Source organism: Gilliamella sp. BG1 (assembly GCF_046635625.1).
Lineage (GTDB): Bacteria > Pseudomonadota > Gammaproteobacteria > Enterobacterales > Orbaceae > Gilliamella > Gilliamella bombi.
The window spans coordinates 1-17,901 of record NZ_JBIDFG010000022.1; the positions used below are offsets into that span (position 1 = coordinate 1).

Annotated in this window: 18 protein-coding genes; 14 read left to right on the forward strand and 4 right to left on the reverse strand. The window is 34.1% G+C overall.

The window, feature by feature from the left end; genetic code table 11:
- From ACGH80_RS10815 to ACGH80_RS10835, 5 genes are all read left to right on the forward strand, one after another.
- Window positions 1-1,023 (forward strand): hypothetical protein (locus ACGH80_RS10815; protein ID WP_411631130.1); only part of this gene is annotated, 1,023 nt, incomplete at its 5' end.
- Between the two features lie 652 nt (window positions 1,024-1,675).
- Window positions 1,676-2,365: a DUF2884 family protein gene (locus tag ACGH80_RS10820; protein ID WP_065589346.1), complete on the forward strand. Its 690-nt coding sequence runs from the start codon at window positions 1,676-1,678 to the stop codon at window positions 2,363-2,365.
- A 63-nt stretch (window positions 2,366-2,428) separates the two neighbouring features.
- Window positions 2,429-3,280: a bifunctional methylenetetrahydrofolate dehydrogenase/methenyltetrahydrofolate cyclohydrolase FolD gene (gene folD, locus ACGH80_RS10825; RefSeq protein WP_411631132.1), complete on the forward strand. Its 852-nt coding sequence runs from the start codon at window positions 2,429-2,431 to the stop codon at window positions 3,278-3,280.
- Between the two features lie 64 nt (window positions 3,281-3,344).
- The gene (gene ppiB / locus ACGH80_RS10830) at window positions 3,345-3,836 is read left to right on the forward strand and encodes a peptidylprolyl isomerase B (protein ID WP_065589345.1); all 492 of its coding nucleotides are present in this window, start codon (window positions 3,345-3,347) and stop codon (window positions 3,834-3,836) included.
- Window positions 3,829-4,581 carry a UDP-2,3-diacylglucosamine diphosphatase gene (locus tag ACGH80_RS10835; RefSeq protein WP_202983960.1) on the forward strand — a complete coding sequence of 251 codons (753 nt, stop codon included), beginning with the start codon at window positions 3,829-3,831 and terminating at the stop codon, window positions 4,579-4,581. Before ppiB ends, ACGH80_RS10835 begins: the two co-directional genes overlap by 8 nt.
- Here the strand turns inward: ACGH80_RS10835 and modC are convergent.
- From modC to modA, 3 genes are read right to left on the reverse strand one after another with little or no spacing between them, the layout of a single operon-like run.
- Window positions 4,560-5,240, reverse strand: a complete 681-nt coding sequence (modC, locus tag ACGH80_RS10840) for a molybdenum ABC transporter ATP-binding protein (protein ID WP_065589343.1) — start codon at window positions 5,238-5,240, stop codon at window positions 4,560-4,562. The two genes, ACGH80_RS10835 and modC, sit on opposite strands and share 22 nt — an antisense overlap.
- Window positions 5,241-5,245: 5 nt before the next feature.
- Entirely contained in the window at window positions 5,246-5,935 is a 690-nt protein-coding gene (gene modB, locus ACGH80_RS10845) for a molybdate ABC transporter permease subunit (protein WP_411631134.1), read from the reverse strand.
- Window positions 5,936-5,963: 28 nt separating this feature from the next.
- A complete protein-coding gene (gene modA, locus ACGH80_RS10850; RefSeq protein ID WP_065589341.1) occupies window positions 5,964-6,707 on the reverse strand; it encodes a molybdate ABC transporter substrate-binding protein in 744 nt (247 codons plus the stop codon).
- A 292-nt stretch (window positions 6,708-6,999) separates the two neighbouring features.
- On the opposite strand from modA, the gene ACGH80_RS10855 reads away from it, so the two are divergent.
- From ACGH80_RS10855 to amtB, 9 genes are all read left to right on the forward strand, one after another.
- Window positions 7,000-7,782, forward strand: coding sequence for a TOBE domain-containing protein (locus ACGH80_RS10855; protein ID WP_411631136.1), 783 nt, complete (start codon window positions 7,000-7,002; stop codon window positions 7,780-7,782).
- A 15-nt stretch (window positions 7,783-7,797) separates the two neighbouring features.
- The gene (gene modF, locus ACGH80_RS10860) at window positions 7,798-9,270 is read left to right on the forward strand and encodes a molybdate ABC transporter ATP-binding protein ModF (RefSeq protein ID WP_411631138.1); all 1,473 of its coding nucleotides are present in this window, start codon (window positions 7,798-7,800) and stop codon (window positions 9,268-9,270) included.
- A gap of 383 nt (window positions 9,271-9,653) precedes the next feature.
- The gene (uvrB, locus tag ACGH80_RS10865) at window positions 9,654-11,657 is read left to right on the forward strand and encodes an excinuclease ABC subunit UvrB (protein ID WP_065607543.1); all 2,004 of its coding nucleotides are present in this window, start codon (window positions 9,654-9,656) and stop codon (window positions 11,655-11,657) included.
- A 25-nt stretch (window positions 11,658-11,682) separates the two neighbouring features.
- A complete protein-coding gene (locus tag ACGH80_RS10870) occupies window positions 11,683-12,033 on the forward strand; it encodes a RidA family protein (protein ID WP_411631141.1) in 351 nt (116 codons plus the stop codon).
- 169 nt (window positions 12,034-12,202) lie between these two features.
- A complete protein-coding gene (gene purE / locus ACGH80_RS10875; protein WP_034912110.1) occupies window positions 12,203-12,703 on the forward strand; it encodes a 5-(carboxyamino)imidazole ribonucleotide mutase in 501 nt (166 codons plus the stop codon).
- A 1-nt stretch (window position 12,704) separates the two neighbouring features.
- Window positions 12,705-13,781 carry a 5-(carboxyamino)imidazole ribonucleotide synthase gene (gene purK / locus ACGH80_RS10880; RefSeq protein WP_034912166.1) on the forward strand — a complete coding sequence of 359 codons (1,077 nt, stop codon included), beginning with the start codon at window positions 12,705-12,707 and terminating at the stop codon, window positions 13,779-13,781.
- Between the two features lie 41 nt (window positions 13,782-13,822).
- Entirely contained in the window at window positions 13,823-15,313 is a 1,491-nt protein-coding gene (gene dgt / locus ACGH80_RS10885; RefSeq protein ID WP_065575579.1) for a dGTPase, read from the forward strand.
- Window positions 15,314-15,567: 254 nt separating this feature from the next.
- Entirely contained in the window at window positions 15,568-15,906 is a 339-nt protein-coding gene (gene glnK, locus ACGH80_RS10890; RefSeq protein WP_034912116.1) for a P-II family nitrogen regulator, read from the forward strand.
- Between the two features lie 21 nt (window positions 15,907-15,927).
- Window positions 15,928-17,208, forward strand: a complete 1,281-nt coding sequence (gene amtB, locus ACGH80_RS10895; RefSeq protein WP_065609250.1) for an ammonium transporter AmtB — start codon at window positions 15,928-15,930, stop codon at window positions 17,206-17,208.
- A 503-nt stretch (window positions 17,209-17,711) separates the two neighbouring features.
- Here the strand turns inward: amtB and ACGH80_RS10900 are convergent.
- The coding region (locus ACGH80_RS10900; RefSeq protein ID WP_411631140.1) for a hypothetical protein at window positions 17,712-17,901 on the reverse strand (190 nt) is incomplete at its 5' end.

Below are 17,901 nucleotides of genomic sequence, written 5' to 3' on the forward strand. Positions count from 1 at the left end.
TCGACTAATTATTGGTGGTATGACAATAATGGTGTAAGAATAATAGGTAATGATAAGAAAAAAATGATAGGTTGTGGTAGTGGCTTTTCAATGCCATTAAAGCTCATCATAAAAACCAATGTTAGTGCCCATTCAGCATACGGAATACCTGATGTAGGCAAGCAAATTACCCTAGCTAAGACCTACCAAATAGCACCAAAATCGCAAATTTGTTATGCAAAACCGAATGATGTGATTGTTTCACCTAATCTACAATGGCGATCATATGATCCTAATCTGGCATCTAACCCAATTTCAGGGCCTTGGGCTTGGAATGGTACGAATATAAGCCGACATCCTAACGCTGGTGGAGGGTATAGCGCTGATTATGTTTATAACTGGGGATTTAAAGCTAATCCAATAGAATCAGGTAAAAAATTTCCAACAACTGGCTTTCCTGGAGCTAAATTTCAATTAGTGATGATAGGTGCACAAGGTGATTATCGTTATCAAATACTCAATAACCCAGGTGGAGGTGTTTCTGTTGATCAAAATGGGGTGGTAGAACTTAATAGTAAGCCGTCAGGAAATGTTACGGTGAGGACAACGTTAAAAAGAGATACTTCAATCATTCATGATTATATATTTAACCCAACTTCTGTGTGGTTAGAACCTAAAAATAACGACAATATAAATTTATCTAATGCAATCAATTTATGTGGAGGAATGGATAATATACCTTTACGTAAAGATTATACTAATTCTCCAGCTATTAATGTTGCAGAAAATCAGAATTGGAAAATTTATCCCAATAGTTTTACGCGATCAATTGGCGGTTCAGTTATGGGGGAATGGGGCTGGCTATCGAATAAAAACTATCCTAAATCAAATTGGCCTAAAGATAATACTTACAATGTTCTTTTTTGGACTAGAGAAATAGATTACGCTAAGTATAATATTTATTTTACAGTTAACTTATCTGGTTATGTTTCTACACGTGAAGCTGAAAAGGGTGACAATAGTAAAATAGCGTGTAAACGTTAATGATTCTACAATATATGATAATATCGAGTTATATAAAACTCAGATTAACTGAAACGTAACTCTCTGAATCAGTGACGGCTATTTTTATGATTTTAGCGCCATATTGCCTTCTGGTGATAAGGCGCTATTTTTTTATGTTTTCCATTACCATTGTTTCTCAAATTACGATAAATAACACAACAAGTAGTTCCTACATATTACTCAGTAAACTCACCTCTTTTAAGAACATTAATTAGTTGTATAAAGAATTCACACACTATCATGAAATACTATCTATCATATAACTGTACCATCGGGCGCTAGTCTGCACTTTTTTAATGGTCAAGGCTCGCATATTCATATGAATATCCTTACTGTATTAGTTCTCTAGCCTACTACTCTTTACCATTTAACTTGCGGTGTATAATTTAAGCAAAAACTATGGAGGATGAATTCGATTTTTGTTCAATAGGATAAAAATTGTTTGTCAAAAACTTTCAGGTAACTATGTGTTTTAGTATAAAACTACTTATAATTAATTTTGATATCATATAAAGTAATTAAACCGTTTGGCGAGTATTGTTTTTAAAATTATAGTACTTATTTAATTTTATTATGTTTATTTCTTAGTAGACGTTATAATCATTCATGAATTAACTAGCTGGATATGAATATGTTAAAAAAATTGATATTGATTGCTTTGTTGTTACCTATCACCGTATTTGCTGCTAAAAAAGAGTGTGGGATTAAGCCCAGTTATGACATTACGATAAATAGAGAAAGTGTACATATTTTTGATAAAAAAAATGATTTAATTATCATGCCAAATGGTAATGTCATTTTAAATAAAGAAACGATATCACTTAATCCATCATTACAAAAAGAACTGATTCAATTTCAGCAAGATTTACGTCAACAGTTACCGCTACTAGAACAACAATCATTAAGCCTTTTAACTGAAGTTAAAGAAACTTTTGAAAAAGCAATAAAAAATCAATTGGGCGATGATAATGAGCTAAAAAGCGAGTTAAACAAATTATATAAACGTTTAGTCAAGTTGTTACATGCATCAATTATTACTGAAAATGGTAATACGCGATTTTCTTACCGACATTTTAATAATATCAAAAAAGATGGAGAAGATATTGGTCAACGCATTTTTTATAATGTTGTGGGCGGAAGTATTTTGCATTTCGAATTTTTTAAAAATTATGGAGCAATTAAACAAATTTCTAAAAATGAATGGAAGGCTCAAAAACCTAAATTAAAAGCTTTTGATGCTCATATTTGTTCAGTTATTACAGATATTGATGCTCAATACAAACAAATATTGAATCAACTTAATCAATCAATTCATAACTAAATAGACATTAATAAAAACTTTTGCGAAAATGATACCTCTAATAAGATAGTTAAACGGAAGCTTATGACTGCACATATAATTGATGGGAAAGTATTAGCACAACAAATACGAACTGAAATTGCTAATAAAGTCAAAATGCGTATTGAAAAAGGACTATCAGTCCCAGGATTAGCTGTAATTCAAGTCGGTTCAGACCCTGCATCAAAAATCTATGTTAAAAATAAGCAAAAGGCTTGTGATGATGTTGGTTTTGTTTCATTTGCTTATGACTTTACCTCGACGACCACCGATGAATTATTAGCATTAATTGATGAACTAAATCAACGTTTAGATGTGCATGGTATTTTAGTACAACTGCCTTTACCTGATAATATTGATAAAACAAAGGTTCTTGAACGTATTGATCCAAGTAAAGATGTTGATGGTTTTCACCCATATAATATTGGACACTTGCTACAGCGTGATCCAATCTTGCGACCATGTACTCCTTATGGCGTAGTCAAAATGCTAGAATCCACCGGCATAAATCTGTCAGGTTTAAATGCTACCGTTGTAGGAGCATCAAGCATTGTGGGTCGTCCAATGGCATTAGAGTTATTATTATTAGGTTGCACAACAACCATTACCCATAGTCGTACTGTTGATTTAGCAAAACATGTTAGCAATGCGGATATTGTCGTTGCGGGAGTAGGCATTGCTAATTATGTTAAGGGGGAGTGGATAAAGCCAGGTGCAATCGTCATTGATGTTGGTATCAATCGTTTGCCAGATGGTAAACTTGCAGGTGATGTAGAGTTTGATGTTGCTGTTAAAAGAGCGGGATGGATCACACCTGTTCCTGGTGGTGTTGGTCCAATGACTGTTGCTATGTTAATGAGCAATACACTAGAAGCATGTGAAAAATTTGGTAAATAATTTATATTAATCAAGATTTACTAAATTTTATTCAAAAGATATATATTAAAAAAAGGATTATGCAATGATCATATTTCACACTAATTTAGGTGATATTAAAATCAAAACTTTTGATGATAAGGCGCCAGAAACTGTTAAAAATTTTGTTGAATATTGCAAAGAAGGCTTTTATAACAACACAATATTTCATCGTGTTATTAATAATTTCATGATTCAAGGTGGTGGTTTTGAGCCTGGAATGAACCAAAAAAAGACAAAATCACCAATTAAAAACGAAGCAAATAACGGTCTAAAAAATGAACGTGGTACTTTAGCAATGGCACGTACATCAGATCCTCATTCGGCAACTGCGCAATTTTTTATCAACGTGGTTGATAATGATTATCTCAACTTTCGCTCTGCGGACATTAATGGTTATGGCTATTGTGTTTTTGCACAAGTTGTTGATGGGCTTGATGTGGTTGATAAAATAAAAGCTGTTAAAACAGGGCGCAGTGGTATGCATTCTGATGTTCCTGTTGAAGATGTTATTATTACGAGTGTCACGGTTGAATAATCCTGTTCGTTATTTTATTGCTGATATTCATTTAGCAGATAATGAGCCTGCTTCAGGTTATATTAATATAACCGCAGGCTTTTTGTCTTTTTTGGATACTTTGCCCGACAACTGCGAGCTTTACATTCTAGGCGACCTTTTTGATTACTGGGTTGGGGATGATGTAAAAACAAACTTACATTATCAAATTGCGCAGGCTTTACAAGCCTTATCAAAACGTAATATAAGAAAATATTTCGTCCATGGTAATCGTGATTTTTTATTGGGAAAAAAGTATGCACAACAATGCGAAATGACCTTACTGCCTGAGATTAATTGCCTTTCTAATCAAGGAAAAAACATCATTTTTTTACATGGTGATTTACTGTGTATTGACGACCATCAATATCAAAATTTCCGAAAAGTTATGCATAATAAATGGCTTCAAAAATTATTTTTATTTTTACCTCTTTTTATTCGGTTGAAAATTGCAGCAAAGTTACGAAAAAAAAGTAGTCAACATAATCAACTCAAATCTGAAAATATCATGGATGTGAATCAGCAAGCAGTTATTGAAATGATGGTTAAACATAATGCAGATATTATGGTGCACGGTCATACACATAAACCTGCTGTACATCATTTTCAAATTGAAGGCAACACTGCAACTCGTGCGGTGCTTGGTGCTTGGCATGATGGCGTGACATATATTAAACAAGCGGAAAATAGTAATACTTTAGAACTTTATAACCATTCTTTTAAATAGTCACTTTGTAAAACATGTTCGGTCTTACCAAACTCAATCAGCTTGCCTTGATCTAAAATTGCAACATTATCGGCTATTTGTTTAACTTCATTAATATTATGTGTTACATAAATAATGGGTATATTTAGCTCATTAGTTAATTTATTAATATAAGTTAACAATTCTTTTTTTCTTGGCATATCTAGAGCTGAAAGCGGTTCGTCCATTAATAGTAGTAAAGGGTTGGTTAATAGTGCTCGACCAATTGCTACTCGCTGTTTTTCTCCACCAGATAACATAGCAGGATAACGATTTAATAATGGTCGGACATTAAGTACATTAACTATTTCATCAAATCTTGATTGCTTGAAATTTTTAGCACCATAAATCAGATTTTTAATAACTTTATAATGAGGGAAAAGTAATGCATCTTGAAAAACGGTACCAATATGCCGATTTTCAGGAGTAACAAAAAGGTGTTTATCGCAATCAACTAGTGGTAAGCCATTCAACTGGATTTGGCCTTGATCAGGTTTAATTAATCCATTAACAAGGTTTACTAGTGTGGATTTTCCTGAGCCTGAAACGCCTAAAATAGCAGTAACCCCTTGGCAGGCTATCTCATGATTGAATTGGAACGAAAACGAAGCAAGTTGTTTGCGAACATCTATTTTTAACATATTGATTATCCTGCTAACTTCTTTTTATGCCATCGATTTAACAATTCGGATAAAAAAAGTGCGATTAGTGATAACACAACCGAAATAATACACAGTCGTAAAGCACCTTGTTCACCATTGGGAATTTGTAGCAAAGTATACATTGCTAATGGTAAGGTGCGAGTTTCATCTTGAATATTTGACACAAAAGTGATGGTTGCACCAAATTCCCCTAAGCAACGGGCAAAACCCAATACAATTCCCATAAGAATACCAGGAAAGGCTAATGGTAAAGTAATAGTTATAAAAACTCGCCACTTATGGGCACCAAGAGTCCGAGCAACGTTTTCAAGGCGTGTATCAATTGATTCAATGGCTAAACGAATTGAACGCACCATTAATGGAAATGCAACTACAGCCGAAGCTAAAGCTGCACCTTGCCAATTAAAGCTAAAACTAATATTTAAATGGCTACTCAACCACTCGCCAATAACGCTACGTCGTCCCATGGTTATTAACAACAAATAACCTAAAACAACTGGTGGTAAAACAAGAGGAAGATGTACGATGCTATCAAATAGCGATTTACCAAAAAATTGACAGCGTGCCAATATCCAAGCGGTTAAAATTCCTATTGGCAAACTAAAACCAATTGCTGTGGCGGCTATCTTTACACTAAGTAGTAAGGTTCGCCATTCAAATTCAGTTAATAACATAGTTTTATAAAATTATTTACTTATTAAATTACTTTGTTATAAATCCATATTTTTCAAAAATAACTTTAGCTTGTGGTGAATTTAAATATTGATAAAAATCAGTTGCTTTCGGATTTAACAAAGTGATGGGATATTCGATAGACTTAAATGTATCTTCAGGAAAGGATCCAATTATTTTTACTTTATTGCTTATTTTTGCATCGGTACTATATACAATACCAAGCGTAGCTTCATTACGCTCAACTAGTACCAAAGCGTCTCTTACATTGCTCGCTGGGGCAAATTGTGGCGATAATTTATTAAATACCCCTAAATTAGTTAATGATTCTTTTGCATACATTCCTGCTGGTACATGATCAGGATCACCAATAGCTATTCTTTCACCTTTAGGTAAAATAATTTCCCAATTGGTATTTTTATTAATTGAAACATTCTCTAAATGTGAATTTTGAGGAGCAATAAGCACCAATGTATTTTTTAATAAATCGTGTTTATTTTTAGTTAAATTATGCTCAATAAGATAAGTCATCCACTTTTGATCAGCTGACATAAATATATCCGCAGGTGCACCTTGTTCAATCTGTTTAGCTAATACTGATGATGAAGCAAATGAGAATACAATATTTGCATCTTTATGTTCTGTTTTATAAGCTGCAGCGATATCTTGCATAGCATTAGTCAATGAGGCAGCGGCAAATATAGTCATTTTTTCAGCAGCTGAAACTGAAAAAGTTATTGCCATCATTAAGATAATTCCAATAATTTTTTTCATTTTGTTCCTCACAATAAAATTGAGTTAATTTTAACTGTTAATATTATTTATCTAATTGATTATTATGATTTATTAAGTTATTTGGTAAATTATTAAATAAACGCTATATAAAATATAACATATCGATGCTAGCAGAATTTATATATAAAGTACAATTAAAATTCATTTAAGCTGATACGATATGACAATCAACAAAATTTTTACCAAGTTTTGAAGGAATGCCAAAAAGGGTCTACAATAACCACTATTATCTCTTCCAAATTGATTAGTCGGTTCTTCATGGTGTTAAATTATGTTTTCTCCTGAAATTTTATTAACGTTAAATATAAAACAGCAGTTATTTACTGATCCAAGGCGTATTGCGTTATTAAAAGCAATTGAACAGACGGGGTCATTAAGTCAGGCTGCCAAGCAAATTGGTATTAGTTATAAAACCGCTTGGGATGCCATTAATGATATAAATAAATTAGCACCTAAACCTTTTTTAATTACTGCAATTGGTGGTAAAAATGGAGGAGGCACTAAACTGAGTGCTTATGCAGTTAGATTTATCCAACTCTATGATCTATTAACTCAACTACAACAAAACGCTTTTAACATACTAAATGATGACAAAGTACCTTTAGATGATATTTTAAAAGCTACAGCTAGACTATCATTACAAACCAGTGCACGAAATCAATTATATGGTACGGTTAAGCAGATTCAAACAAATGATGTTGCTGGTTTTATTACAGTGCTACTTAGTGATAATCAAACTGAGTTAAAAGTTTATATTACTCAGTCAAGTATTGAACGGCTAAAGTTGAGTACGGACAAAACAGTATTGCTGTTGATTAAAGCTCCATTAATTGAATTAAAAAATGAAATCGAGAACGAAAACTGCTTGTCGGTTACCGTTCAAAAAATCACTACTGATGGCAATTGGAGTGAAATTGCTTTCACACTATCTTCTGGCATAGTGCTTTATGCTAACAAATTAGCCAGTGAAGTAAAAAAATCGGCCTTAACTACAGGCAAACAATCAAAACTATTTATTAATCCACAAAATATTATTGTTGCGACATTAGTTTAGCAATACGAGGTTATCATGCTACAAATAGAAAACGCACATTTTAAAATTAGCGACTACCTAGTTTTTACAATTAAATCACTTACAATAAATCAAGGCAGTAATGTTGCTTTTGTGGGGCGTAATGGCAGCGGTAAATCTATACTAGTTAAAGCATTGGCTGGTGAGCAAACATTATTATCAGGCAAAGTAATTAATCAATTTAACTCCATAGCACACATATCGTTTGAACAGCTACAAAAACTAATTGATGATGAATGGAAACGCAATAATACAGATATGCTAAGCGAAGGTGAAAACGATACAGGATTAACCACTCAGCAAATTATACAAGAAAATAATTTTAATCAAGCACTTTGCCAAAAATTAGCAATACAATTTGGAATTGAACACCTATTAACGAAACGCTTTAAATATCTTTCAACTGGTGAAACACGCAAAGCCTTAATCTGTCGAGTCTTGATGCAGCAGCCTGATTTTCTGATATTAGATGAGCCTTTTGATGGCTTAGATGTGGCATCACGTGAAAATTTAGCCGAAATACTAGCAGATCTTGCTAAGCAAGGTATCACAATTGTCCTTGTTTTAAATCGATTTAATGAAATTCCTACATTTATTGAAAATATTGGCATACTAGCCGACTGCCAACTATTGAAAATTGATACAAAAGATACAATATTAAACGATACAACTGTTAAGCAATTAGCTGATTTGGAAAATATTTCCAATATGCCATTACCAGAAGCCGACGAACCACCAACTCAATTAGCGGATCAATTAGATCGAGTCATATTAAATAATGGTTATGTATATTATGATGATAAAGCAATCATTAATGGATTAACTTGGCGAGTAAAAGCCAAACAAAATTGGCAAATAGTTGGACCTAATGGCGCAGGTAAATCAACGTTATTAAGTTTAATAACTGGCGATCATCCGCAAGGGTATAGCAATGATCTCACTTTATTTGGTCGTAAACGAGGTTCGGGTGAAACGATTTGGGATATTAAACGCCATATTGGTTATGTTAGTAGCAGCTTACATTTGGCTTATCGAGTTAGTTCTAGCGTTAAAACTGTGTTATTGTCAGGCTATTTTGATTCGATTGGTGTCTACCAAGCTACCAGTGATAAACAAGCTAAATTGGCTGATGAATGGCTACAATTATTAGGGTTACAAACGCAGGCGGATAAACCCTTTCAATCGCTTTCTTGGGGACAACAAAGATTAGTATTGATTGCCAGAGCGTTGGTTAAACATCCGACACTGCTTATTTTAGATGAACCATTGCAAGGGCTCGATCATCTTAATCGAGAATTAGTAAAACGTTGGATAGATCGTTTAATTAGTGAAGGGTACACGCAGTTGCTATTTGTGTCTCATCACGCAGAAGATGCGCCAAAATGCATCACTCACCGATTGACTTTCATCCAAAACTTGGATCATAGCTATCAATATCAAATCGAACAGATAAATCTAATGATTAGTTAAAACTATCAAAAACTGTATTAAAGATAGGAATAAACATTAAAATAAAAGGGATTTTTTTTTGAAATTTTATCTTGATAATTTAAAAAAGTTTATAAAGACTATACTTATAAAGTTATCCCCGTTGCCTGTGGATAACTCTGTGAGTATTTTATTGAAAAAAGCGCTAACCTCAGTAACTATCAGGATTTTTCTTAATTTGATTGTAACTTAATCATGAAATATTTTTTTGTTTTATATCAACATGTTATTGTAAATCAAGTTATAAATTAATTGTCTTTTTTATAAATGAAAATGTTAATTGAACAAAAAATAGCAAATTTTAAAAGGTCAAGTCCTTTTGGGGATAATTTTTATTAATAGGTAAAATATTAGGTTGCGATGTAATGAAAAAATTTAAATTATGTTCCGAATTTAAGCCCGCAGGTGATCAGCCAGAAGCAATAAAAAGGATTAATCAAAATCTTGATGATGGGATTGCACATCAAACATTATTAGGCGTAACAGGATCAGGTAAAACATTTACCATGGCAAATGTTATTGCTAAACATAATCGCCCTACAATTATTTTAGCACCAAATAAAACATTAGCCGCTCAGCTATATGGTGAAATGAAAGCCTTTTTCCCTGAAAATGCGGTTGAATACTTCGTATCTTATTATGATTACTATCAACCTGAATCTTATGTACCGTCAACCGATACATTTATTGAAAAAGATGCATCAATCAATGAACATATAGAACAAATGCGTCTTTCTGCCACTAAATCACTACTAGAACGACGTGATGTTGTAATTGTTGCTTCGGTGTCGGCTATTTATGGTTTAGGAGCACCAGAAACCTATATGTCGATGATATTACACCTAACAAAAGGCACCATAACCGATCAGCGTTCAATCTTAACTCGATTAGCTGAATTGCAATACACTCGTAATGAAATAGGTTTTAGTCGTGGTACATTTCGTGTTCGAGGAGATGTTATAGATATTTTTCCAGCTGATTCAGACGATCTTGCTGTGCGCGTTGAGTTATTTGATGATGAAGTCGATCGAATTGTTATGTTTGATCCGCTTACAGGTAATAGCATAAATGAAGTATCGCGGATAACAATTTATCCAAAAACACACTACGTCACACCAAGAAACATTATGGAAAACGCTATTGCGCAAATAAAGCAAGAGCTTAAAGAACGTCAAAAAGTTCTGTTAGACAATAATCGTCTATTAGAGGAGCAACGTTTAACTCAGCGGACATTATTTGATATCGAAATGATGACCGAATTGGGGTATTGCTCTGGGATTGAAAACTATTCACGCTTTTTAGCTCAGCGTAATCCAGGCGATCCGCCAGCAACCTTATTTGATTATTTGCCACCTGATGGATTACTGTTTATTGACGAATCTCACGTGGCTATTCCACAATTAGGGGCAATGTATAATGGTGACCGTTCACGTAAACTTAATCTGGTTGAATATGGCTTTCGTTTGCCATCAGCACTAGACAATCGACCGCTAAAATTTGCTGAATTTGAAAACATCATGCCACAAACGATTTATGTGTCAGCAACACCAGCTAAATACGAAATTGAAAAATCAGGTAATGAAATTATTGAACAAGTAGTTAGACCTACAGGTTTATTAGATCCTATTATCGAAGTTCGACCAGTTGCAACGCAGGTTGATGATCTATTATCAGAAATCAAAATTCGTATCAATAACGAAGAGCGTGTTTTAGTGACCACATTAACTAAACGTATGGCAGAAAACTTAACTGATTATCTGTCAGAACATAATGTAACTGTAAAATATTTGCATTCAGACATCAATACGGTTGAACGTATGGAAATTATTCGTGACCTACGTTTAGGTAAAGTTGATGTACTTGTGGGTATTAACTTATTGCGAGAAGGTTTAGATATACCTGAAGTCTCACTAATAGCAATATTGGATGCTGATCGCGAAGGTTTTTTACGTTCAGAAAGTTCACTAATTCAAACCGTAGGGCGTGCAGCTCGTAATGTAAATGGTAAAGCCATATTATATGCTGATAGAATAACCCCTGCTATGCAAAAAACGATTGATGAAACTGCCCGTCGTCGTAAAAAACAGGAAGACTTTAATACAGCACACGGCATTACACCAAAATCAGTACGCAAAGAAATTAAAGACGTATTAGAGGCAGGTTTAAGTACCAAAAAATCAACAGCCAAAGTACAAGCATTTGAACCAGGCAAACCTTATCAGTATGTCTCAGTTAAAGAAGTACAGGCAAAAGTGAAAGAGCTTGAAGCAATGATGTACGAAGCGGCTAAGAATCTTGAGTTTGAAAAAGCTGGTGTATTGCGTGATGAAATAAAAAAATTGCGTGCTGATTTTATTAAAGTTTCTTAATAACTCATCTAACAAGGAAAATATGATGACAATAACACGAATTGATCCAGATAACCGCTGGTCTGAAGCAGTGATCCATAATAACGTTATTTATTACACAAGTGTTCCTACTAATCTTGAAAATGACGCTTATGTACAGACTAAAAGTGCATTAGCTGAAATTGACAAAATATTAGCCCGAGCTAACAGTGATAAATCACGTATATTAGATGTAACATTATTTTTAGTTAATAAAAGTGACTTTGCCGCTATGAATAAAGCATGGGACGAATGGGTAGCTAAAGGTAGTGCACCAGTACGTTGTACAGTGCAAGCAGGGTTAATGAAAAAAGAATATTTGATAGAAATTAAAATCGTGGCAGCAGTAAAAGGCTAACTTTTTCTTCACCGCCGATACTATTCGGCGGTATCACTTTGTTTATCATCTTCATTCTGCTGGGAACATGTATTTTAATTGCTAACAGATAAAATCCTTACTATCCCCATTAATTAAATTTTAGTGTATACTTCACATACATCTTATTTTAATTATTCATACATTTGCCATGCATACTCAACCTAGAATTGCCATAGTAATGGGTTCCAAAAGCGATTGGACTACTATGCAACACGCAGCCGACATCCTTGATGCGTTAACAATTCCTTATCATGTTGAAATCGTTTCTGCTCACCGTACCCCTGATAAATTATTTTGTTTTGCTGAAGATGCTAAACAAAAAGGCTTTGATGTAATCATAGCTGGTGCTGGCGGTGCGGCTCATTTGCCAGGTATGTTAGCTGCTAAAACGCTGATTCCTGTATTAGGTGTTCCAGTGCAAAGTGCTGCATTAAGTGGAGTAGATAGTCTCTATTCTATTGTTCAAATGCCTAAAGGTATTCCTGTTGGTACTTTAGCAATAGGTAAATCTGGTGCAGCGAATGCGGCATTACTTGCTGCACAGATTCTAGCTCTACATGATAAAGAAATATATCAACGTTTATCAACATGGCGATTAACTCAAACTGATGAGGTACTAAATAACCCAGATCCAAGAGTGAATGCATAATATGAAACTTCAATCTGTTTGTGTACTAGGTAACGGGCAATTAGGGCGAATGCTTAAGCAAGCAGGCGAACCAATAGGTATAAAAGTTTATCCAGTTGGATTAGATGTAGATCCTACCGTCATTCCATATCAACAGTCAGTAATAACAGCTGAAATTGAGCGATGGTCAGATACTCCGTTTACACAAATTTTAGCTAAACATTCGCATTTTGTTAATCGAGATGTCTTTCCTATTATTGCCGACCGTTTAACGCAAAAACAGCTACTTGACGAACTTGGTTTACCGACAGCGAAATGGTTTTCGCTTGATCACCCTCAAGATTGGTCAACGTTATTTACTGAACTTGGCGATCGATTAATTGTTAAACGTAGAACTGGCGGTTATGATGGACGAGGGCAATGGCGAATTGCTATTAATGGTCCAATAACTGTACCTGATGATATCTATCAGCACGCTATTGTTGAACAGGCTATCCCGTTCGAAAAAGAGATGTCATTAATAGGCGCTCGTAATGCAAAAGGTGAAACAGTATTTTATCCCCTTACCAATAACTTCCACCAAGACGGCATCTTAAAAATAAGTGTTGTACAACCTAACAAATCAGATTCATTACAAATAAAAGCAGAACAAATGCTATCTGCTATTATGCATAAATTGAATTATATTGGCGTAATGGCAATGGAATGCTTTATTGTTGGTAATGAACTACTGATCAACGAACTTGCTCCACGAGTACATAATAGTGGTCATTGGACGCAAAATGGAGCTTCAATTAGCCAATTTGAATTACATCTTCGGGCTATATTGGGGCTTCCATTTCCTAAGCCAGATGTATTTACGCCATCAGTTATGGTTAACTTAATTGGCACAGAATTAAATTTAAATTGGTTATCAATTGATTTGGTACATCTTCATTGGTATGAAAAAGAAGTTAGAGTTGGACGTAAAGTAGGGCATTTAAATTTAACCCATAACCAAACAAACAAATTGTTAAAAGCATTAGAGAATTTAATACCGTTATTACCTAATGATTATCAAAAAAGTATTGAATGGGCAAAACAAACATTAGCAATTTGAAGATTTAAAACAATTAAGGTGATTAAATTAAGGATGAACCCATGATCAACTTTAACCAAAAAATTAATTATCAGCGTTATGCTAGCAAACAGCGTGAAGCTCTGTCTGATGAGTACTCAATAGTACGCTGTTTTGAAAGTGATCGTGGACGCATCATAAACTCAGCCGCTATTCGTCGCCTACAGCAAAAAACGCAAGTTTTTCCATTAGAACGAAACTCAGTAGTTAGAACAAGACTTACTCACTCTATGGAAGTGCAACAAGTTGGGCGATACATAGTCAAAGAAATCGTTAATCGCCTAGGCAATGCTGGAAAATTAAAAAAATACGGGCTTGATAATTGTATAATGGCGATTGAAAGCCTAGTTGAAATGGCTTGTTTAATGCATGATATTGGTAATCCTCCATTTGGTCATTTTGGTGAGGCTGCCATTAATAAATGGTTTACTCTACGTTTGGGTCTTGGCAGAGCAACAGATTATCGATTTCTTGAAATAAATGTTAGTGATAAAGAAGAAATAAAAGAACTTAAAACTAAAATCCGCCAAGATTTATCAAGTTTCGAAGGTAATGCACAAGCAATTCGTTTAGTGCATACAATATTACGTCTCAATTTAACTTACTCTCAGATTGCTTCAATTATGAAATATTCTAAACCAGCTTATTGGTCTAAGCCGGTACTGCCAGAATTTTCTTATTTAATGAAAAAAGCAGGTTATTATTTATCAGAAGAACCATTTATTGAGGAGTTATCTAAACAGCTTGATATCAAACCATTTCATCGTTATCCATTTACCTATATTATGGAAGCCGCCGACGATATCTCATATTGCATTGCCGATCTAGAAGATGCGGTTGAAAAGAAAATTCTAACAGTAAAACAGCTTTATACTTACTTAGCTGAGGCATGGGGACCGATTAAAAAAGGTGATCTGTTTGATACCGTTGTCAATCGCCCTTATGAAAATCTAAATCAAAATGGTTTTGATGCGATAGGCATCGACCAATTTTTTATGTACCTACGTGTCAACACTATTGGCAAATTGGTACCACATGCTGCTGAACGCTTTATTGAAAATATTGAAGAAATTTATCACGGCTCATTTAATCATGCCTTACTTGAAGATCATGGTGCAGAATATAAATTACTCAATATTTTCAAAACAGTTGGACTTGAACATATATTTAACCATGAATCGGTTGAAAATATTGAACTTCAAGGGTACCGAATTATTAGTGGATTGCTCGATATTTATAGCCCACTGCTTGATATGCCTACTAACGACTTTTTGAAATTGGTTGAGGATAAACATCACAAAAATTATCCTATTGAAACTCGCTTATATCATAAATTATCCTCAAAACATTGTGTCGCTTATAAACAAGCAGTTAACAAACTCAATATAAATAAAGCGGAAAATTTTGCGTGTATGGAATTCTACTATCGATGTCGCTTATTGCAGGATTATATTAGTGGCATGACAGATCACTTTGCTTATGACGAATATCGCAAGTTAATGGTGACATTCTAGATCCTATTAATTTTTATAACAGCTAAGCACCACTAATATGCATTGGCACCATATTAGTGCGCTGCTAAATAATAAATCTATTAACTATTTGTTATCTTTTGTTTTAACCTTCCAATCAAAACAGCTGAACTTTAATTTTATGATAGCTATATTTTTATAAATTAAGTTGTAGTAGCAAATTCAATTCAAGTTAATTTTTTTGGCACACTCTTTGCATAATTTAATCTGTAACTCACAATTTTTAGGAGCGATTGATGAAATTAGTTACCGTAGTTATAAAACCTTTCAAATTAGAAGAAGTCCGAGAAGCCTTATCTAATATAGGTATTACAGGATTAACTGTTACCGAAGTTAAAGGTTTTGGACGACAAAAAGGTCATGCCGAACTTTACCGTGGTGCAGAATATAATGTCAATTTTCTACCTAAAGTTAAAATTGATTTAGCTATTAGAGATGATGAACTTGACCAAGTTATTAGTACAGTTACTAAAGCAGCATATACTGGCAAAATTGGTGATGGAAAGATTTTTGTCAGTTCACTTGAACATGTAGTGCGTATACGTACTGGTGAAACCGATGACTCGGCATTGTAATTGATTGTTAAGGAAATCATTATGTTGAAAAAAATTATTCCCTTTTTAGTTATTTTATTCTCAAGTTCAGCTTTTGCCGAAGAAGCTGCCGTAGTTGATAAAGCGGATAACGGCTTTATGATGATCTGTACCGCCCTAGTACTTTTTATGTCGGTACCAGGGATTGCATTGTTTTATGGTGGATTATTACGTTCTAAAAATGTGTTATCGATGCTAACACAAGTGCTAGTAACTTTTTCGTTAATAGCGGTGCTATGGATTATTTATGGTTATTCACTTGCTTTTGGTGAAGGAAACTGGTTTTATGGCAACTTTAACCATTTTCTATTAGCAGGAATAGGTATTACAGATGTGTCAGGATCGATTTACGAGCTAATTTGGATCGCATTCCAAGGATCATTTGCTTGTATTACTTGTTGCTTAATTCCTGGTGCTTTTGCTGAACGAATTCGTTTTTCAGCAGTATTAATATTTATGGTGTTATGGTTTACATTTTCATATATTCCCATGGCGCATATGGTATGGGGAGGCGGAATTTTAGGTGATGAAGGAGCACTTGATTTTGCTGGTGGTACTGTAGTACATATTAATGCTGCGATTGCAGGAATAGTGGGTGCTTATCTGATCAAACAACGTATTGGTTATAATCGTGAACCACTAAAACCATTTAACCTACCTTATGTCTACCTTGGAGCTGCTATTCTTTATATAGGTTGGTTTGGCTTTAATGCAGGATCATCAACGCATGCAGATGAAATCGCAGGTTTAGCCTTTATTAACACTGTTGCAGCTACAGCAGCAGCGGTTTTGGCATGGACATTCGCAGAATGGTTTTTACGAGGTAAACCATCTTGCCTTGGTTCGGCATCAGGAGTGATAGCGGGATTAGTAGGTGTAACACCAGCGGCAGGTCTTGTTGGTGTAGGTGGTGCTATGTTAATAGGGCTTATTTGTGGTTTTGCTGGTGTCTGGGGAGTATCAACACTCAAAAGAATTCTAAAAGTTGATGATACATGTGATGTATTTGGTGTACACGGCGTATGTGGAATTGTGGGTTGTATATTAACTGGTATATTTACATCAGAATCTTTAGGAGGTATTGGTTATGCCGAAGGCATTACAATGGCAACTCAAGTAGGAATACAATTGATGAGTGTTATTACCTGCGTAGTTTGGACAACAGTGGTTGCTTATATTGCTTATAAAATTGCAGATATCATTGTTGGCTTAAGAGTATCAGAAGAACATGAAAGAGAAGGTCTGGATATTAATAGCCATGGCGAAAGTGCTTTTAATAGTTAATCACTAACCGAAACAGTCATTAATTAAAAATTAGATATAAAAACAGATTTAAACTCAAAATAATTTACAGGGAGATATTCCTGTAAATTATAGCTTTTATTATTATAGGAATTACTTGATATTTACTGATACGAGGTTTGATAATTAAAATTTAAATTGCAAGATAATTGTGTATTTTAGGTTTTCTGTATATGAAAGAGGATTACTTGTAATAGTCTTTAAATTATCAGTCACCGATTGAATATAAAATGAATCTATGATTTTACCTTTTTGATACTAAAAAAGTGTAAACATATCATCTTTACATTTCTTTACAAAAAAGTCCGCTAAAAAACTAGTCAATCACCCCTTAAACGGCTATACTTTAATCGCTTTAGAAAGACAAGCTTATTAAATAAGCGAATAAACATAAAAATTCAAATAAAACAAAATATTACTTGACAGGTGAAACGAAATGCAGTACCATTTTAGGCACAAGGCACAAGGCACAAGCACTGGCAAACTTATGTCTTAAATTTATCAAATAATCCTATTCGACAAGTTTTTACTCGAAGCTCATTTATATCATCGAAATTATCTCTGGAATTATTATCGAAATTATCCATAAAATTATTTTCAAAAATCCCATTGGCATTAGCACCGTTGTTGTTATTGCTGTACTCATTAGAATCACAGGCATTATCGGCCACGACT